At 33.2% G+C, this 19,855-nt stretch carries 21 protein-coding genes; 10 read left to right on the top strand and 11 right to left on the bottom strand.

Going from position 1 to position 19,855, the window contains the following annotated elements; translation table 11 throughout:
- Both ACXAHM_RS01730 and ACXAHM_RS01725 read right to left on the bottom strand, forming a co-directional pair.
- The gene (locus ACXAHM_RS01730; protein ID WP_474958667.1) at positions 1-1,185 is read right to left on the bottom strand and encodes a trans-sulfuration enzyme family protein; all 1,185 of its coding nucleotides are present in this window, start codon (positions 1,183-1,185) and stop codon (positions 1-3) included.
- Between the two features lie 82 nt (positions 1,186-1,267).
- Positions 1,268-1,693, bottom strand: a complete 426-nt coding sequence (locus tag ACXAHM_RS01725; RefSeq protein WP_474958666.1) for an OsmC family protein — start codon at positions 1,691-1,693, stop codon at positions 1,268-1,270.
- A gap of 86 nt (positions 1,694-1,779) precedes the next feature.
- Here ACXAHM_RS01725 and ACXAHM_RS01720 point away from each other — a divergent pair, with 86 nt between their 5' ends.
- The 4 genes from ACXAHM_RS01720 (at position 1,780) to ACXAHM_RS01705 (ending at position 4,085) form a co-directional block, all read left to right on the top strand.
- Positions 1,780-2,088, top strand: a complete 309-nt coding sequence (locus ACXAHM_RS01720; protein WP_474958665.1) for a rhodanese-like domain-containing protein — start codon at positions 1,780-1,782, stop codon at positions 2,086-2,088.
- Between the two features lie 126 nt (positions 2,089-2,214).
- Positions 2,215-2,661, top strand: coding sequence for a GNAT family N-acetyltransferase (locus tag ACXAHM_RS01715; RefSeq protein ID WP_474958664.1), 447 nt, complete (start codon positions 2,215-2,217; stop codon positions 2,659-2,661).
- A 69-nt stretch (positions 2,662-2,730) separates the two neighbouring features.
- Positions 2,731-3,477: a helix-turn-helix domain-containing protein gene (locus ACXAHM_RS01710; protein ID WP_474958663.1), complete on the top strand. Its 747-nt coding sequence runs from the start codon at positions 2,731-2,733 to the stop codon at positions 3,475-3,477.
- Between the two features lie 68 nt (positions 3,478-3,545).
- The gene (locus ACXAHM_RS01705; protein ID WP_474958662.1) at positions 3,546-4,085 is read left to right on the top strand and encodes a dihydrofolate reductase family protein; all 540 of its coding nucleotides are present in this window, start codon (positions 3,546-3,548) and stop codon (positions 4,083-4,085) included.
- 59 nt (positions 4,086-4,144) lie between these two features.
- Here ACXAHM_RS01705 and ACXAHM_RS01700 read toward each other — a convergent pair whose 3' ends face one another.
- Both ACXAHM_RS01700 and bcp read right to left on the bottom strand, forming a co-directional pair.
- Positions 4,145-4,987, bottom strand: a complete 843-nt coding sequence (locus ACXAHM_RS01700; RefSeq protein WP_474958661.1) for a transketolase — start codon at positions 4,985-4,987, stop codon at positions 4,145-4,147.
- Between the two features lie 67 nt (positions 4,988-5,054).
- Positions 5,055-5,504, bottom strand: coding sequence for a thioredoxin-dependent thiol peroxidase (bcp, locus tag ACXAHM_RS01695; RefSeq protein WP_474958660.1), 450 nt, complete (start codon positions 5,502-5,504; stop codon positions 5,055-5,057).
- Between the two features lie 224 nt (positions 5,505-5,728).
- Here bcp and ACXAHM_RS01690 point away from each other — a divergent pair, with 224 nt between their 5' ends.
- The 5 genes from ACXAHM_RS01690 to gdhA are packed head-to-tail and all read left to right on the top strand — an operon-like array spanning position 5,729 to position 11,032.
- The gene (locus ACXAHM_RS01690; RefSeq protein ID WP_474958659.1) at positions 5,729-6,790 is read left to right on the top strand and encodes a glycosyltransferase; all 1,062 of its coding nucleotides are present in this window, start codon (positions 5,729-5,731) and stop codon (positions 6,788-6,790) included.
- A 40-nt stretch (positions 6,791-6,830) separates the two neighbouring features.
- Positions 6,831-7,085, top strand: coding sequence for a hypothetical protein (locus ACXAHM_RS01685; RefSeq protein ID WP_474958658.1), 255 nt, complete (start codon positions 6,831-6,833; stop codon positions 7,083-7,085).
- A 31-nt stretch (positions 7,086-7,116) separates the two neighbouring features.
- Entirely contained in the window at positions 7,117-8,388 is a 1,272-nt protein-coding gene (locus ACXAHM_RS01680; protein ID WP_474958657.1) for an ABC transporter permease, read from the top strand.
- Between the two features lie 23 nt (positions 8,389-8,411).
- Positions 8,412-9,641 carry a PP2C family protein-serine/threonine phosphatase gene (locus tag ACXAHM_RS01675; protein WP_474958656.1) on the top strand — a complete coding sequence of 410 codons (1,230 nt, stop codon included), beginning with the start codon at positions 8,412-8,414 and terminating at the stop codon, positions 9,639-9,641.
- A 47-nt stretch (positions 9,642-9,688) separates the two neighbouring features.
- Positions 9,689-11,032, top strand: coding sequence for an NADP-specific glutamate dehydrogenase (gene gdhA / locus ACXAHM_RS01670; protein WP_474958655.1), 1,344 nt, complete (start codon positions 9,689-9,691; stop codon positions 11,030-11,032).
- A gap of 155 nt (positions 11,033-11,187) precedes the next feature.
- Here the strand turns inward: gdhA and ACXAHM_RS01665 are convergent, their stop codons facing one another.
- From ACXAHM_RS01665 to ACXAHM_RS01650, 4 genes are all read right to left on the bottom strand, one after another.
- Positions 11,188-11,844, bottom strand: coding sequence for a hypothetical protein (locus tag ACXAHM_RS01665; RefSeq protein ID WP_474958654.1), 657 nt, complete (start codon positions 11,842-11,844; stop codon positions 11,188-11,190).
- 121 nt (positions 11,845-11,965) lie between these two features.
- Positions 11,966-12,388 carry a hypothetical protein gene (locus ACXAHM_RS01660; protein ID WP_474958653.1) on the bottom strand — a complete coding sequence of 141 codons (423 nt, stop codon included), beginning with the start codon at positions 12,386-12,388 and terminating at the stop codon, positions 11,966-11,968.
- Positions 12,389-12,537: 149 nt separating this feature from the next.
- Positions 12,538-15,489, bottom strand: coding sequence for a protein translocase subunit SecDF (secDF, locus tag ACXAHM_RS01655; protein ID WP_474958652.1), 2,952 nt, complete (start codon positions 15,487-15,489; stop codon positions 12,538-12,540).
- Positions 15,490-15,631: 142 nt separating this feature from the next.
- Positions 15,632-15,973 (bottom strand): hypothetical protein, encoded by a 342-nt coding sequence (locus tag ACXAHM_RS01650; RefSeq protein WP_474958651.1) that lies wholly within the window; start codon positions 15,971-15,973, stop codon positions 15,632-15,634.
- Between the two features lie 355 nt (positions 15,974-16,328).
- Here ACXAHM_RS01650 and ACXAHM_RS01645 point away from each other — a divergent pair, with 355 nt between their 5' ends.
- Positions 16,329-17,063: an SGNH/GDSL hydrolase family protein gene (locus ACXAHM_RS01645; RefSeq protein WP_474958650.1), complete on the top strand. Its 735-nt coding sequence runs from the start codon at positions 16,329-16,331 to the stop codon at positions 17,061-17,063.
- A 3-nt stretch (positions 17,064-17,066) separates the two neighbouring features.
- Here ACXAHM_RS01645 and ACXAHM_RS01640 read toward each other — a convergent pair whose 3' ends face one another.
- The 3 genes from ACXAHM_RS01640 to ACXAHM_RS01630 are packed head-to-tail and all read right to left on the bottom strand — an operon-like array spanning position 17,067 to position 19,718.
- On the bottom strand, positions 17,067-18,188 hold the full coding sequence (locus ACXAHM_RS01640) for a glycosyltransferase (protein WP_474958649.1): 1,122 nt from the start codon (positions 18,186-18,188) through the stop codon (positions 17,067-17,069).
- Between the two features lie 2 nt (positions 18,189-18,190).
- Positions 18,191-18,994 (bottom strand): DPBB and LysM peptidoglycan-binding domain-containing protein, encoded by an 804-nt coding sequence (locus ACXAHM_RS01635; RefSeq protein ID WP_474958648.1) that lies wholly within the window; start codon positions 18,992-18,994, stop codon positions 18,191-18,193.
- A gap of 25 nt (positions 18,995-19,019) precedes the next feature.
- Positions 19,020-19,718, bottom strand: a complete 699-nt coding sequence (locus tag ACXAHM_RS01630) for a DUF4905 domain-containing protein (protein WP_474958647.1) — start codon at positions 19,716-19,718, stop codon at positions 19,020-19,022.
- Positions 19,719-19,855 lie beyond the last annotated feature (137 nt).

The following is a 19,855-nucleotide window of genomic DNA, read 5'->3' as shown; positions in this document are numbered from 1 at the left end:
TTAATTTTGACTTTTTGCCAAAGCTTGTTTTATATCTGCTAAAACATCGTCAACATGTTCTAATCCAACAGAGATACGTATTAGGCCTGGAGTAATTCCAACGGCTAATCTTTCCTCTTCTGTTAACTTAGAGTGAGTTGTAGATGCTGGATGTGTAGCAATTGTTCTAGTATCTCCAAGATTAGAAGATTTAGAAATTAATGAAAGGCTATTCCAGAATTTCTTTCCTGCTTCCACTCCACCCTTTACTTCAAAAGAAACTAAAGCTCCACCCAATTTCATTTGCTTCTTTGCTAACTCATACCCTGGATGAGAAAGTAAGAATGGATATTTTACCAACTCCACTTCAGGCATACTTTCAAGAGCTGTAGCAACAGCCATTGCATTTTCACAATGTTTCTCCATTCTTACTGATAGTGTTTCAAGAGATTTAGATAAAATCCAACCATGGAAAGGTGATAACGCAGGACCTGTGTGTCTTGCCATAAATTTCACTTTTTCCATCGCTTCTTTTGAACCTAAAATTGCACCTGCAAGAACTCTTCCTTGTCCATCAATAAATTTAGTTGCTGAATGAGTTACTATATGAGCTCCTAATTTTAATGGATTCTGTAGATAAGGTGTAGCAAAACAGTTATCAACATTTAACAATACATTATGCTTATCTGCAATTGCTCCTAAAGCTTTTATGTCAATTATATCCAATGCTGGATTAGATGGTGTTTCTATGAAGATCATCTTCGTAGTAGGCTGAATGGCTTTTTCAAAACCTTCTAAATCATCTATATCAACATATGTATGAGAAACTCCCCATTTAGGAAGTAATTGAGTTAAAATTTGGTGAGTTGAACCAAATAATGATCTCGAGGCAACAATATGATCTCCTTGACTTACAAAAGAAGCAATACTTAAAAACATAGCTGCCATTCCAGATGAAGTAGCAATACCTGCTTCTGCACCTTCTAATTGTACAAGTTTATCAATAAACTCATCGTTATTAGGATTAGAATATCTTGAGTAAATATTCCCTTCTACTTCGTCTGAAAATAATGCATTTGCATGATCAGCATCTTCAAAAGTAAAACTTGAAGTAGCATAAATTGGCACTGAATGTTCTCTATTGTGAGAACGTTGTGTTTGTGCCCTTACCGCAATTGTTTCAAAATTCTTCTCTTCTTGGCTCATATTGTTTGTTAGTTAAACTTGGTTGTAAAATCGCACCAATAATACTAATTATTATTTTAAATCAATCTTTTCTCGAAATATATTAAGCTTCAATAATTTCGAAAGAATGAGTAATTTTTGCTGTTGATTTCACCATTTCAGCTACTGAACAGTATTTTTCTACGGCTAGTTCTACTGCTCTTTTTGCTTTAGCTTCATCAATTTTACCATATAAATTAAAATGAACATGTACTTTTTCAAATGGCGCTGGAACTGCATCATAACGGTCTCCATCCACTGAAATTTTTACATCTTTAATTTCTTGGCGTTGTTTTTTTAAAATATGAATTAAATCAAAACATGCACAACCGGCAACACCTGTCAATACTAATTGCATAGGGCTAAAGGCACTACCTTGACCCAAACCGTCCATTTTACCTTTACCTGCATCTAAAAATAATGTATTTCCTTCTTCAGAAGTTGCCTCAAACTTCACTCCCTCGTTAACTCTTTTTAATTCAATTTTCATGATCTAATGAAATTTTTATTCTCAATTATTTGTTCCCTAACCAAAGGTTTGATAAAATTACAAAATACAAACTAAAATAAGGTACTATGAAAAGTATTACTGTAGAAGAATTAAGAGAATTACAGGAAAACAACGCTGATTTCCAACTAATAGATGTTAGAGAAGAGTACGAATTTGATGAAGCTAACCTTGGCGGCGTGTTAATTCCATTAGCAACAGTCATTGATGAGGCGGATCAAATCAGTAAAGATAAGCGTGTGATTATTCACTGTCGTAGTGGTAAAAGATCAGCAAATGCAATTGCTGCTTTAGAAGAAATGAAAGGTTATACTAATCTTGAAAACCTTGAAGGTGGTATTTTAGCATATATTGATGCTTACGGCTTAGAGGACTAATCCCTTTAATTCACAACATTTTAAGCCTTTTTGAAAGAGATTTAAATCTATTTTCAAAAAGGCTTTCTTTTTATTTAAAAGGATTGACCATATTTGTCTTATTATTAAATACATAACATAAATAGAATGTCTGATACATTATCAATTGTTATTTTTCAAGGTACTGAATCTGATTTGTGGCCTTCAGTAATGAAAATTCGTAAAGAAGTGTTTGTTGAAGAACAAGAAATTGATCTTTCTTTAGAATTCGATGAATTAGAAACTGAAGCCTATCATTTATTAGTATTGGATGATGGTCGTCCTGCAGGTGTATGTCGATTTTACAATACTGACAAAGGTTATAAATTAGGTAGATTTGCTGTTTCTAAAGCTTTCAGAGGCCAAGGAATTGGAAATGCATTGTTACAGGCTAGCCTTTCTGAAATCGAAGAAATCGCAAAAGAAGGTACACGTTTATACCTTCATGCTCAAACATATGCTACAAAATTTTACGAAGATGAAGGTTTTGTAGTAAAAGGAGATGAATTTATGGAAGATGGTATTCCTCATGTTTTAATGGAGCAATATCTTTAGTTTTAAATCCAACTTATTAGAGCCTTTTGCTGTTGTAACAGTGAAAGGCTTTTTTATTACACATACTTTATGTCTCCAATCTCTTACACTCCTACTTTTCCTTTAAATCAATTTATCCAGGTTATTTGGTGTGATGAAAAAAATAATCATTCTCTAAGTAATGTACATCATGCGGCATTATTTACTGAACTGATTTTTAATTATGGAGATGAATTTATAGTCAAAGGACAAAATATTTCAAAAGATAGTTTCACACAAGTTGAACACACCATTTCAGGTTTAAAAACTTCTCCTTTTGAAACTATTGTAAATGGGCATTATAAATCTATTGGGCTTTTACTACATCCTTATTGCTATGGCTTAATGTATGAAAAATTAGGAAGTTCACTTTTAAAAGAAGTTTCAGATATCTTATTTGAAAACTTCTTTAAGAAGAAAATACCTGATTACATCTACCTTGAAAAACAATTACTACGACTTTTTGATCCTTCACAATTAGATCCTAAAATTCTTCAGTTTGAACGATATATCTCTACTCGATCATTAGAAAAAGGTATATTAAAAGAGGTAAGTGAAGAAGTCAATCTTTCTCAGAAAAGCTTCATCAATAAATTCAAAAAGTACTACCACCTCACTCCTAATCAATATATTAAACTCAAAAAAGTAGACAAAGCCATTCAATTAATTCAACAATCTAAAGGAAATAAATTAGTAGAAATTGGCTTAGAAGCTGGTTTTTACGATCAGGCACATTTTATCAAAACATTTAAACAATTCAGTGGTCAACTCCCCAAAAACTTCAAGAAAAATCAATAGGGTAAATTTTATACAATTTCCTTAAATTACTAATCTCGATCTTTGTCCTATCATTAAACCAAAAAGAAATGGAAAACAGAAACAAAGTATATATCGCGACTAGTATTGATGGTTATATTGCAGACCGAAATGAAGGATTAGAATGGTTAGAGATGGTACCAAATCCAGATAATGACAGTATGGGGTTTCCTGAATTTATGGACTCTATCGATGCTTTATTAATGGGAAAGAATACTTATCAAAAAGTATTAAGTTTTGGAATTGAATGGCCTTATAATAAGCCTGTGTATGTGTTAAGTACTACTTTAAATGAAATTCCTGAAGAATTAAAAGATAAAGTATTTTTAATAAATGGATCTATTAAAGAAGTCTTAAAAATGATGAATGACAAAGGTTTACATAAACTTTACCTTGATGGAGGTCGTTTAATTCAGAGCTTTTTAAAAGAAGATTTAGTAGATGACTTGATCATTTCACAAATACCAGTTCTATTAGGGGGTGGTTTTTCTTTATTTGGAGAATTACCTAAGCATTTAGAATTTGAATTAAAATCATCTCAAGTTCTACTAAAACAGATTGTTCAAAATCATTATACTCGAAAAAGATAAATGAAAAAAGGCTAGATGAAAGTGATCATCTAGCCTTTTTATATAACCAAGAGATTTGATTAGTAATCTCCTAAAGTCTCTTCTAATTGTGCTAAAGCAGCTTCAGTTTGCTCTGCATTTGGAGCTACACCATGCCACTTGTGAGTACCTACCATAAAGTCGATAGGGAATCCCATTTCAGTTTTCATGATAATCATGATAGGCTTACCATTACCTGAAAGCTCTTTTGCTTGTGTTAAAGCTGCATCTAATTTTTCCATATCGTTACCATCAGCAACAATAGTTTCCCAACCAAATGCTTTGTATTTCGCTTCGATATCGATCAAGCTTAATACATCAGATACATCACCATCGATTTGACGGTTATTGTAATCGATCACACCTACTAAGTTATCAATTTTGTTATGAGCAGCATACATTGCAGCTTCCCAAATTTGACCTTCTTGTTGCTCACCGTCACCCATTAGACAGTAAACCATTTTGTCATCGTTGTTTAATTTCTTTGTCAAAGCAGTACCAGCAGCCACTGATAAACCTTGTCCTAATGAACCTGATGCCATACGTACACCTTCTAAATGCTCGTACGGAGTTGGGTGCCCTTGTAATCTTGAATCGATTTTTCTGTGAGTAGCCAATTCAGAAACAGGGAAGTATCCAGCTCTAGCCAATGTGCTATAAAAAACAGCTGAAATATGACCATTAGAAAGATAGAAAACATCTTCACCTTTAGCATCCATGTTGAACTCTTTATTGTGTTCCATGTGCTTGAAGTAAAGTGCTACAAATAAATCCGCACAACCTAGAGCTCCGCCCGGGTGACCGTTTCCTGCACCGTTAACCATTCTAACGATGTCACGTCTTACTTGAGACGCTATTCTTTTTAATTCTGCTATCTCTGCCATCTTCTTTGATGTAAGCTATTAATATGTTTGATGAGGTTACCCTCACGTTTTATTTCTAATTGCAAACTTAACCAATTATCTGTTTAGTATGCTCTTTCGTCTTCACCTTTTTAATAATATCAGTTAAAATTCTGTTTTCATCAATGATAAACGTCGTTCTAACTGTTCCCATATACTCTTTTCCAAAAGTCTTTTTCAATTGCCAAGTTCCATAAAGGTCATGAACCTTGTGGTCAACATCAGCAATCAAAGGGAAAGGTAATTCGTATTTATCGATAAACCTTTGGTGACGTTCAGCAGCATCAGTACTTACGCCTAGTACTACATAACCATCAGCCAATAATTTTTCGTAATTATCTCTCAAATCACATGCCTGTGCAGTACAGCCGGGTGTCATATCTTTAGGGTAAAAATAGAGCACTACCTTTTTTCCTTTATAATCAGATAATTTGATAGGATTACCATTTTGATCAATACTTTCAAAATCAGGTGCTTTTTGTCCGATTTCTAATGACATATTTTTCGTATTTAAGGTTAATATTTTTTACTGAAGCAAATGTAAAATTTAACCAAGATAGATACAAAGAAAAGTGATTAGGATGTCATTTTAATTTATACTTCGATGAAGAAATGAAAGGAATTCTGACTAAGTTTACATCTATATTCATTCATTTTTTTAAAACAACATTGGAATACGTTTTTTTTACGATAGTTATCTTTTATCTTTTTTATTTAAGAAAGATGCTTGTTGCTTGGAATCAACTTCCTACAGTAACAACTCTTTCTTTTGATCACATTTCCGTTACTGTTGTAGTTGCCTTAAGAAACGAAGAAGACAATGTAAAAGCATTGCTAGATTCTTTTCAATTACAAACGCACTCCAATTTTGAAGTGATTCTCATCAATGATCATTCTGAGGATCAAACTTCCCAAAGAATAAAAGAATCGCTTTCATTCTATTCTTTTGATATTCAACTAGTCGAACTCAACCTAGATGAAAAGGGTAAAAAAATGGCAATAAGAAAGGGTGTTGCTCTTTCGGAAAGTGAATTAATTATGACTACAGATGCAGATTGTTTACATTCTCCTTTATGGATAGAAACTTTTGTAAGGTATTATTCCCAATTCAATAAGCCAAAAATGTTATCAGGTCCTGTCAAATTCTCTCCAACTCATAATTTTTTTGAGGAAAGTCTCACAGTTGAGTTTGGAAGTTTAATTTTAACGGGGGCTGCATCTATTGGTTTAAATACTCCGAATATGTGTAATGCTGCTAATTTAGGTTTTCAAAGAACAGCTTTTCTTGAGCAAAATAATTATGCTGAACACGCACATATCCCAACTGGTGATGATGAATTTTTCTTACATCAAATCGCCAAAGAAGATCCTTCACAGATAAAATTTATCAAAGATAAAAATGGAATTGTAACTACAACTCCACCTCATTCTTTTGGTCATTTTATTCAGCAAAGGATTCGTTGGGCAAGTAAATGGAGGCATTATAAAAATAAAGGACCACAATGGAGTGCAATTTCAGTATTTTTCCTACATTTTAGTTTTATATTTGCCTTATGTCAATTATTAATTGGCTTTGGGAATTGGTATATATTTGGTACTGCTTTATTTTTTAGAATCATCGGAGAATATTTTTTTAATAAAGCTATTTTAAAATGGCAAGGAGATAAAGAACTGTCGAAATATTCATTTTTACTTTCTTTGTTATACCCTTTTTATGCATTTGGTATAGGTTTATTAGCTACTTTTACAAAGTATTCATGGAAGAATAGAAAATTTGATGTTTAATTTCCCAAATTTATTATTTTTGAAGTAAGACAAATTTTTTATGACTGATATTGAATACGACATTCTAGATGAACTTTATTTTGTAGTCGATTTTAAAGTACTACTTAACGAAACTCAACTCTCTGAAGATAATTTGAAAAACGAATTAAAAAAACTGATCGAAAAAGGATGGGTACGTTCGTTTACTTCACCTGATGAAGAAATTGAAATTGATCTTTCAGATTTTGATGCTCAATATTCATCCTTATATTATCTTGCTTCTAAGAAAGGCTTATTAGCACACAATTCTCAATAACAGAACTTACTTTATTCATTTAATTGCATAGATGACAGCGTACGAAGTACATAAATCACCATCACATTTTGTAAAGAAGAGACTTAGAAAAAACACTCCTGCAATGTTTTCCATTGTCTATATTTTCGTATTGACATGTATGGCAATTGCGGGCTACCTCATTATGCCTGATGGTACGCACTTTGCAAACGATGGTTTATTGGAGGCAGCAAAAAAGCCACCAATGTTTTCAGTTAAAGTTTTAAAGAAGAAAAAAGATATCATCATTCATACTCCGTCTGTATTGGAGATCTTGTTGAATGGAGAAGAAAATAAATTTTTTGAAATCCCCATAGTGGGTGATCCTAGAATTGAAGGGGACTCTGTGTTTTTTATTATTTATCCTGGCTTGGAGAAAAAAACACTACATACCACTAAAAGATTAGAAGAAGGACTTCCTTTAGTAGAAATAGTAAAATCAATTTATTCATCTCCTTCAGAAATTCTTGGAAAAAACTTACCACACAATTATATCACAAGAGGTGACTCTACGATTTATCTCAACGAAAGACAAAATGTTCAAAAGGCTTATCGTAGTGATTTAATTAAAGAATTTAATACAAAACACATTGAAGAAAAGACTTTTATTTTAGGTACAGATAAAATTGGTCGTGATGTTTTAAGTCGATTGATCTTTGGCTCTAGAGTTTCTTTGACAATTGGGTTTATATCATTGATTATCTCATTAAGTATTGGTATTTTAATAGGGTCATTAAGTGGGTATTTTGGAGGATATATTGATAAAGTTTCCTTATGGTTGATGACTATTACTTGGTCAATACCTGCTATCATGCTTGTAGTTGCAGTAAGATTAGCACTACAAAGTGAAGGTGTTTGGGTAACTTTTGTTGCTGTAGGTTTAACAATGTGGGTTGAAGTAGCTCGTGTTGTAAGAGGGCAAATTCTATCCATCAAACAACAAGATTATGTAGAAGCTGCTAGAGCATTAGGTTTCTCTAATACACGTATTATTCTACATCATATACTACCTAATGTACTAAGTCCTTTGGCTGTAATTTGTGCTTCAAATTTTGCCTCTGCAATTTTAATAGAAGCCGGTTTGAGCTTCCTAGGTTTAGGTGGACCTCCATCGATGCCATCATGGGGAACAATGATCAAAGAAGGGCTTTCAGAATTAACACCTAGTGGACATTGGCATTTAATCATTTTCCCTTGTCTCGCTATTAGCCTTACCGTTTTGGCTTTTAATTTAATCGGTAATGGATTGAGAGATGCTTTCGATCCACATTCAAATAAGAAATAACATAAATACTGTATATATAACCTATGGCAAATCCTATTGATAAAAGATTAATGCTGAAAGAAATGCAACTAGAGTCTTTATTTGAGACTATTAGTGCTATTAACGCAAATCAATCAGAAGAAGATCTTTATACGATTTACAAACTTACACTGTCATCTAACCCAAGTATTACTCATTTATTACTTTTTGTATTTGATGAGGATTCTCAAGAACATGTACGTTTTGTTAATTACGGAAACCATGACCATGAGTTGACGGAACGCTTTCCGAAATCTTTTGAAGAATATACCAAAACTACAGTATTAAAAAATAGACCTGAAGGATTTCAGCATTTCGATACAATTATTCCAATTAAGCATAAAAATACAGTATTAGCCTATGCTTTAGTTGGAAATGCTCCTGACAAGCATATCGATTTTCATGATGCCAACTTTACAGAAGCACTTAGTAATATTATTCTTGTAGCGATTGAGAATAAAAAGTTAGCACGTAAGGAAGAACGCCAGAAAGAAACAAAGAAACAGCTTGAAATTGCATCCCATGTACAAACTATGCTTTTCCCTAAAGCATTACCATATGGAGATGACGAACCCGTATCTATTCACGCGAGTTATATGCCTCACCATTCGATTGGTGGAGATTATTATGACTTTATTCAAATGACAGATACAAAATTCTTAATTTCAATTGCTGACGTATCTGGCAAAGGTGTTCCTGCTGCTATTTTAATGTCCAACTTCCAAGGGACTATTAGAGCTTTAGCTAGAAGAAATATGGATATCGAGAGTATTGTTCATGAAGCAAATACTCAAATTCTAGAAAGTGCTCAAGGTGAAAATTTCATTACAGCTTTCTTTATGGTGTACGATATCGATACACAATGCATTCACTACATTAACGCTGGTCACAACCCTCCTTTCCTATATCATGAAAGTAAATTCTCTCGTTTAGAAGAAGGTACAACAATTTTAGGGTCATTCACAAAATTACCTTTCATTGAAGTTGGAGAAATTAATAACTTGCGAAAGTTCTTCGTATTTGGGTTCACTGATGGTTTCACTGAAACCTACAATGATGAAGATGAAGAACTTGGAGATGACAAATTAGAGGAATTCTTGAATGCAAATATTCAATTTGATCAGAAAAAAATGCATAGAAATCTTATTGCCCTCCTAAATACTTTCAAGGGACATCAAGCCTACGCTGATGACATTACTTTGTTATCTTGTAGAGTGGACCTTGACAAGCAATAAACACATATTTATTACTTATATTTTAAAAATTACTAACCAAAATTTAAATGCAAAAGCTCGAATTAAATAGCTTCATGCAGGGTTTAGTCAGAAGAAATCCTGGACAACCTGAATTCCACCAAGCGGTAGAAGAAGTTGCCGAAAAATTGATTCCTTTTATCAATGAAAATCCAAAATACTTAGAGGCGTCTATTCTTGAAAGAATGACTGAACCTGATCGTGTGATCAGCTTTCGTGTTACTTGGATGGATGACGCAGGAAATATTCGTGTAAATAGAGGTCACCGTGTTCAATTTAACGGTGCAATTGGACCTTACAAAGGAGGTTTGAGATTCGACAAATCTGTAACGTTAGGTACTTTAAAATTCTTAGGATTCGAACAAGTATTAAAGAACTCATTAACTACACTTCCTATGGGTGGTGCTAAAGGTGGTTCTGACTTTAATCCTAAAGGAAAAACAGATGCAGAAATCATGAGATTCTGTCACGCATTTATGACAGAATTATATAGACATATTGGTAAAGATACTGATGTTCCTGCCGGTGATATTGGTGTAGGTGGTAGAGAGGTATCTTACATGTTTGGTCAATACCGTCGTATCGCTAATGAATTTACAGGTGTTTTAACAGGTAAAAACTTAGCATTTGGTGGATCAAACGCAAGAACTGAAGCTACAGGTTATGGTTCAGTATACTTTGCAAGAGAAATGCTTGCAGTAAGAAATGATGACTTCAAAGGTAAAGTAGCTGTTGTTTCTGGTTCTGGTAACGTAGCTCAATATACTACTGAAAAACTTATTCAATTAGGTGCTACAGTAGTAACACTTTCAGACCGTGGTGGTTATTTACATGATCCAGACGGTATTGGAGAAGAGAAATTAGCACATATCATGCAATTAAAAAATGTGGATAGAGTTTCTCTTGAAGAATATACTAAGAAGTACCCTAATGCTTCTTACCATGCAGGTGAAAGACCTTGGGGCGTTAAAGCTGATCTTGCATTCCCTTCAGCAACTCAAAACGAGTTAGATGAGAAGGATGCTGAGAAACTGATGGCTAATGGTTGTATTTTAGTATGTGAAGGAGCAAACATGCCTTCTACAATTGGTGCAATCAAAATATTTGAGAAAAATCAAATCATGTACGGTCCTGGTAAAGCTGCTAACGCGGGTGGTGTAGCAATTTCAGGTCTTGAAATGACGCAAAACTCAATGCGTTTACAATGGAGCTTCGAAGAAGTTGATGAAAAACTTCAAGATATTATGAAGAAAATCCATAATAAATGTCTTAAATATGGTCAAGAAGATGGATGGGTTGACTATGTTAAAGGTGCAAATATCGGTGGCTTTGTAAAAGTTGCGGATGCATTATTAGCTTATGGTGTGATCTAATCACTTTGAAAATAGATAAAAAAGCCACGTTCTAATTTAAGAATGTGGCTTTTTTTATTTATAAGTCTCAATAAAATTGAATTGTAATCTTAGTTTAATCAAAAAAAACGTCTACTTTTGATAAGAAGCAGACGTTTTCTCAATTATTTAGTATTCTAGAAACCAAAACCTGAAGCATTCATCGAAGAATAACCTGAAGTGGATAATGTATATTTACGATTAGTGAAGCTTTTAGCTTGGTACAACTCCACAACTTTTGTTGTTTTATCTGTAATTTGAGCTCCTAATATTACTTCACCTTCCTGTAATTGAATTCCAGCAGCTTGAGCAAACATTTGAGTAGCACTCTGTAAACCTTTAGCGGGAACAGAGATTTTACCAACGTATAGCTGAATTGATAAATTGTCTCTTTCTCCTTCAAAAACTCTACATTTACTACCCAGGATTTCTTTCTTTACTTTTTTATTTTCTACTGCTTTGATATTTCCAATACCTATTGCGTCAATTTTACCGATATCTAATGTAGATTCTACTGCTACCTTTTGTCCCATCATTCTCACTAAAGCAGTAAATTTTTTAGTTTTGAAATCTGACAACATATATTGAGCTCCATCATCTTCACTCATAACAAGTCTTGTAGCCATATAATCTTGAGCACCAATCATTAATTTTATTTGAGGATACTCTCTAACCTGACCATTTACACTCTTTTCAATAATTATTTGATTATCGAAAGGGTAATTACCATTCTCTTGAGCAAAAACGGAAATTGCACTAATTAAAAGCAGAAAAGTTAACTGTATGAATTTCATAATTCTATTTTTTCAATAATAGGTCTACTATATATTCTTGTTTATCAAAAATACATATATACAATTATAATAAAGTCAATTAAATCAATAAGGTTTTCAAAATAACTTTAAGAAACTTTAATTATTTGGCTTCGGCTTCTTCTTTTTTCTTCTTTTTCTTTTTTAAAGGTTTAAAAACAATATTTCTATTGTATTCATGATCGATTAATACCTCTCCTTTTTTGATCAATTGGATTTCTGATCTTTCAGGGTTTAAATGATCCATACTGATTCCGGCTGAGTTCATTCCTTTCCCTTCCTTAAGTGTAATATCAATTTTATTACTCATTGATCTATAAGTACCTTCATACTCATAAAAGCTTCCGTCAGCAAAGTCTAATGTATAATGTACGTCTCCATTATTTTCAAAAGTAAAAACAATGGTACCTGCAGATCTTTTATTAATAAATATCTTACCTTTTTTCTCATCTAATCTACCATCAGCAAACGATAAATAAGAAAAGCATAAAGAAAGGGTTAATAAGATTAGATTTTTAAGTTTCATAAGTATCTGATTTGATAATTACCTACTACCTACGTGTAAGACATTGATTTAAAATGACTTCAGAAACATTCATTTAAAAATTATAATCCTATTTAACAAAAAAAGCCCCCTGATAATCAGGGGGCTTCCATATCATTAACTAATTAAGATTAAGCTTCAACTGCTACATCTTTCTTAGCAACTTCTTTCTTTGAAGTATCAAATACCACTGGAGCAGCGATAAAGATAGAAGAATAAGTACCGATCATGATACCTATGAATAATGAGAATGAGAATCCTCTCAATGCTTCACCACCGAATAATAATAATACTGCGATTACTAGTAATGTAGTGAATGAAGTAATGATAGTACGATTTAATGTACCGTTGATTGCAGAGTTCATTACATCAATTACTTTTGATCCAGATGTAGCTTTCTCGTTTTCTTCACGAACACGGTCAAATACTACCACTGTATCGTTAATTGAGTAACCAATTACTGTTAAGATCGCTGCAATAAATACTTGGTCTAATTCGAAACCAGCACCTAACATGTTTGCAATACCAAATGCACCAAATACAACTAATGTATCGTGAATTAAGGCAGCAATCGCACCAATACCGAAGTTTGCCTTACGGAAACGTAACCAGATGTAAGCGAAGATACCTAATAATGAGAATAATACCGCTTCAGCAGCACCATCCTTGATATCATTTGCAATTGTAGCTCCTACTTTAGAAGATGAAGAAATTACGAATGTACCTTTATCTGCTTTTTGCTTATCTGAGAACTTAGCACCTGTGAAAGTTTCAATACCTTTCACGATAGCACCTTGTACTTTAGCATCTGCTTCAGATGATTCTTCTTTGTTTAAGTAAGCTGTAGTAATTTTTAAAGTCTTATCGTTACCGTAAGTTTTTACTTCAACAGATTTACCTTCAACTTCTTTTACGATTGAACCTTGTAATTTAGAAGGGACTACTGCTTCATCAAAAGTCACAACATAAGAACGACCACCAGTGAAATCCACACCTAAGTTTAAGCCATTCACTGCAAGTGAACCAATACCTAAAACGATGATGATTGCTGAGAATGCATAAGCAATTTTACGCTTACCCATGAAGTCATAGTTTGATTGTCCAGCTAATTTCGAAGATAAAACAGTTTCGAAGTTTAATTTAGTGTTTTCACCATATTTCTTAGTGAAGTGAGAAACGATTAAACGAGAAATGAATACTGCTGAGAAGAATGAACAAACAATACCGATCATTAATGTAACTGCGAAACCTTTGATTGGGCCCATACCGAATACATAAAGGAAAGCACCAGTTAATAATGTAGTTAAGTTGGCATCAAAGATTGTCCAGAATGCACGGTCATAACCATTGTTGATTGCTTCTAAAATACCTTTACCAGCTCTTTGCTCTTCACGAATACGTTCGAAGATTAGTACGTTGGCATCAATCGACATACCGATTGTTAATACGATACCTGCAATACCTGGTAAAGTTAATGCTGCACCAAGCTCAGCAAGAATACCGAAGATAAAGAAGATGTTTGATAATAATGCAACATTAGCAATAACACCACCTTTAGCATAGTAAACGATCATAAATACGATTACTAAACTTAAACCTACAAGGATAGAAGTCATACCCTCAGATTGAGCAACTTTACCTAGTGAAGGACCAACTACTACTTCTTCGATGATACGAGTTGGAGCTGGTAATTTACCTGCTTTTAAAACGTTAGCTAAATCTTTTGCTTCGTTGATATCAAATGAACCAGTAATTTCTGAACGACCACCGTCAATTTCTGAATTTACAGTTGGAGCAGTATATACTTCGTTATCTAATGCGATAGCGATACGACGACCTAAGTTTTGGCCAGTCATTTTCTTCCATTTCTTAGCACCTTCTACGTTCATTGACATAGAAACTGCTGGCTGTGATCTTTGGTCGAAAGTTTGGATAGCGTCTGTAATTACATCACCACCAAGTTTCGCTTCACGATCTTTCTTTACTACGAATAATTCGTAGAAGCTAATTCCATCTGTAGTTGCTAAAGGCTTGTGAGCCCATAAGAATTTCATATCTGAAGGAACTACTGACATTATGCTTGCATCACGTAACATAGCGTTAACTGCTGCAGTATCATTTTCAGAGTAAACTAAACCACCTTGCATTTTTGATAATAAAGGAGAGATTACGTTTTCGTCTACTTTAGCTGAATCTGCAGCTACGTCTGTAGAATCACCTTCGAAAAGGGCATCTTCAGATTTCACTTCTTTTTCTGCAACTTCTACAGGTGCATCACCTGCTAATTTCTTACGAGCTTCTTCTTGTTTCACCCACTCTTGGTTCATTTGGAAAATGAATGGTTGAGCTTCTTGGTTAGTCCAAACTTCTAAAAACTCTAATTTTGCAACACCTTGTACTAAGTTACGCACACGCTCAGGGTTATCTACACCTGGTAATTCGATTGCGATACGGTTAGTACCTTTAAGACGTTGGATGTTAGGTTGAGTAACACCAAATTTATCAATACGAGTACGGATAATTTCAAATGCTCTATCTACTGCACCGTCAACTTCGCTATTAACTAAATCAACAACTTGTTGGTTTGGTGAGTTGAAAGAAATACGACCACGGTTTGCTGAAGAAGCAAAGTAAGTCGCGAAAGGAACGTTAGGAGCAGTTTCTTCTAAAGCATCAAAAAAGTTTGCTGTGAAAGAAGCTCTATTTTCGTCCTCAGAAGCAATTTTTAATGCTTCTTCGAAAGCATTGTCAATGTTTGCTCCTGCCATAGCTCTGATGATCTCTACTGGAGAAACCTCAAGAGTTACAGCCATACCACCTTGTAAGTCAAGACCAAGTGCTAATTCTTTGTTTTTAACTTCTTCATAAGTGTAAGAAGTAAAACCTAGATCGTACACTGGAGTTTTCCAAACTGAGTCGATATAAGCTTGCTTTTTAAAATAGTCTACATGACCTTTTTCGTCCATTGCGTATTTGTCTGCGTCTCCTTGAATGCTATTCGAAACGACAGAGAATGATAAGTCAAATACACTGATAAGGGTTACGAAAACCGCGATTAACAGGATAAATCCTCTATTTCTCATAGTTGTAATAATAATACTATATGATAGCTGAATGATTAATTTTAAAAATATATGTACACACGGCAGTTTACTGTAGACAAATAGGATATTATACTACAACAAATGCGTAAAAATTGTGTCGATACGTAAGAAGGGAAAAAAGTTATGGGGCATTAGGTGCTGCATAATAAGTATATATGCAGTCTGCTGTCACAGAAAGTGTTTGCTCTACAAGATGCTTTGTAGGCATTAGTTTTAGCGTAGGTTTGAGAACCAAACGGAAGTTTTCAACTTTAGGAAGTGTTTTTACGAAAACATTACACCAATGAATAGTTTCTGTACTTTGTGGTAAAGCATTCGATTGCTCTTTTAGTACATTGTACGTTTCTTGTTGATGATCTTGTTCGCCTTCCTCATGATCAACATTATTATTGACAGAAACTACAGTATCATTTGTATCCACATTAATAGCATACACTGCTTCAGCCCCTAGTGCTGTAAGCATTAGTATCGCCATTAAAAATGGGAATAGTTTAAATGATATTTTAGTATTTCTCTGCATAGTAAAATGTTATCGATAGCAAAAATAGGAATCATTTAGAAATTATCACAGTTTAGAGTTAGTTTTTTTTATTTCAAAAGCACAACAGATTCTAAGAATAGTTAAATTCCAAAGGAACTATATCTTCAAAAACTCTCCCTATGCCATGAAATTCAGCGTATTGAGTACACTTTTTCTTAAAATGTGTCCAACATCAGTTTTAATATTTATTTTCAAAATAACTTTTAATAAAGGAAACTTTAGTAACGAGATGTAAACAAAAAGCCACCTTTTCATGTTCATTCAAAAAAATAATACCATGAAATATAGACTTCTCTCTCTTATAGTTATCCTTTTGTTAGGATGTAATAATGATGAACCACAGATTAATTCTTCAAATAATACAACAAACTCTTCTACAGGCTCCATCTCATATTCTGTCCCACTAGAATCATTGTCTATGCTTGCCTTAGGAGATTCTTATACAATAGGGGCTAGTGTAAATAAAGAAGACCGATGGAATGAACAATTAAAACATCAATTAGAAAGAAAAGGTTACCAAATTGGTGATATCAAATATATTGCTCAAACGGGTTGGACTACTACTCGCCTATTATCAGCTATTGAAAGGGAAAATATTCAACAAGAATATGATATTGTAACTCTTTTAATAGGAGTCAATAATCAATTTCAAGGCATCAATATGGATGTTTTTGAAGAAGAGTTTAATGAGTTACTGGATTTGGCCATTGATTTTGCTGATGGGAATGCTGATAAAGTTATCGTTTTAAGTATTCCTGATTATGGATACACTTATTCTACCCCATCTTCTTTCATTACACAACAAATCAATCAATACAATTACTTAAAAGAAAATATTTGTAGAAATAAGAATGTAGTATTTCATAATATTACTTCTATCTCAAGAATGGTTCAAGAAAGACCTGAGTTAATTGCTACAGATGGTTTACATCCTTCTGGCACTATGTACCAATTATGGGTCAATGCTATTATTGACGATGTCTTTGAACAATTTCTAGTGCCTGAAAACTAATGTTTAGTTTAATTCTTCAATAAATTGAATAAGATTATCACCAAATTTTTCCCATGACATTTCTTCCTTGAGTATTTGGATATGATCTCTGTAGATTTTCTCATCCCTGCCAAAGAAAGTATTGAAAGCATTTAATAGATGATCCACCGTAGCTGTTGGAACTATTTCTCCTGTTTTACCATTTTTCACTAATTCTTTTAATCCTCCTACATCAGTAGCGATTATTGGAACTTCAAAATGTAAAGAAACTGCTGTAACACCACTTTGAGTAGCTGATTTATAAGGCAAAACACAAACATCTGCAGCTGAGAAATAATTGGTCACTTCTTGATCTGAGATGTAATTGTTGAAACAATATATTCTGTCCTTGTTTTGATTAGCATCAATGAGTTGCTGATATTTTTCAAAAGAGCCATACACTTCACCAGCTATCACGAGCTGATATTCATCTCCCATTACATTAAAAGTTTCTATCAAAAGATCTAAACCTTTGTAATCACGAATAAATCCGAAAAATAATATCGTCTTTTTTAACGGATCAATTTTTAAAACTTCTCTTGCCTTTTCTTTTGATTTAATTTCACCAAAATGATCATAAAGAGGATGAGGCCTTAACATGGATGGTTTATTGGGTTCGTATATTCTTAAATCTTTTTCAACTGCATCACTCATTGTGATAAAAGCATCGTGCTGATTTAGAAAGTATTCCGTGAAAGGTTTATCAAAAAAGCGTCCCTCATGCGGTATTACATTATGTAATAAACCTACCACCTTACAGTTTTTCTTAACCAATTTAGCAACTGTACCACAAGATGGACCAAAGAAAGACATCCAAAACTGTGTTATTACAACATCTGGATTAAACTTATTAATTTCCTTAGCTGTAGAAAAATAAGATATGGGATTAATAGAATCTAGAATTTCTATACTTTCAATTTTTTCTGAGATATCATTTTCATCTACATATTGCGACTTTCCCGGAAATAAAAAATCTGGATATTGTCTTTTAAATGTAAATGCTTTTACATCGTGTCCTTCCTTTTCCAACGCTTTATATAATGCTCCTCCAAACTGAGCAATTCCTCCTCTAAAAGGATAAAAAGTGGATAAAAATGCTATCCTCATATTTATTGATTGTATTCTACTCTAATTCTGAATTCTTGATTCACAGCTCCAATCTTCTTGGCTACTTGTTCAGAAATTTTAATAATGACTCCTTCCTCAATAGATTGATCAGGTAAGGCTGCAACCACTCTTACGATTGCTTCCATATCATTATTAGGATTGATAACTTTGATATATGACCCTACAGTTTCCTTTCTATGTAAAGCCATTAATTTACTTGTATTATTAGGTAAATCAACGACTTGACCATTTCCTCTTTCTACTTTTTGCATTGGAATATCATATTCCTTTGCTTCTTCTTGAGTTAAATCTGCAAAACTTTTGGATTGTACTTCCTGCTGTTTCTTATCTACCGTATTGAGTTCACCTGTAATACTAACTACAATTTGTTGACCATTTGAAAGTATATGATCTGGAAGATAAGCATTCCATACTGCTAATGAGTCTACTGGAACTTGGTAAATATAAGCGACATCTCTCAATGTTTCTCCTTCTTTTGCTGTGTAATAAACAGCTTCCTTGTAAAGCGATGAACGCGTTTTTAAAGTAGTTGCCGGTTTATCAAAGTTATTTTCTTTTACTTCTGTAACCGCAACAGTTTGTGGAATGGTTAATACTTGTCCAATTTTAATGACATTATTTTCTATACCATTTGCATCGATAATTTCTTGAACACTTATTTTATATAATCTTGAGATCGAAAAAAGTGTTTCTTGGTCTTCTACTGTGTGAGAAAGCGTAGTCTGTGCAAAAACTGAATCTAATGTTAATGTAAAAAAGAAAAGAATTACGATAAGAATTCTCATAAAGTTAATTGTTAATTTTCAAGGACTAATTGTTCGGGGTTTTGAGAGGAATTCCACACCATAGCTCTTTATTTTTAATATATAAGAGTGTGTTTTCAACGATAAAGAAACTATCCATAATCTGATTGCTTATTGTAGCATCAATGATTTCTTCGAATATAGAATTTCCCTCTCTGTCACAAATTAGTAGTTTTCTTTGAAGAACACCATTATTATTTTCATTGAAAACAAAAATTATTTCATTTAGTGTTTCAAAATAATGAATATCCGCCTCACTCACTTTATAATCTTTTTGAGTTAAGAATGTTTTTAAAGTGGTATGATGCGTCGTATTTATTGGATAAACGATAGGTAGATCAAAAAATTCCGCACTTAATAATCCTTGTGGGTCTTCTGTATTATCTTCTATTAGTGTGGCTTCTAAAATTGAAAGTTTCTGAAGCTTTTTTATTTTGGGGATTGCATTATCTTTTTCAAATTCCGAAAAATAAAGCATACCATCTTTGACCCCTGCCATAGAAACCCACCAATTTTCTTCTAATTGTAAGCCTTCCCAAAGCACTTCACCTGAAGTAACATTCAGCGCTGCAAAACTTACTTCTTTTTGGTCACCATCTCTCATCTCTAAAAGTATCACTTTTAAAGTAGCATCATACATTACTCTCCAAATGATGCCATGCGCTTCAAATGTATATTTATTTCTCAACTTTGTTTGTTTCTTCATGAATATGCCTCAAAGATCTATATATTCATTAATTTTTCAATATGAATGAATAAATAAAATCTCAATCTTTTCATGTACAACAAAATAATAAACCATTCTTCTTGAAAAGGTGTTAATAAATAGACAGTTTATATTAA

It is taken from the genome of Flammeovirga sp. AWQ4_249 (assembly GCF_056161045.1).
This window is presented reverse-complemented; position numbering and strand designations above follow the sequence as displayed.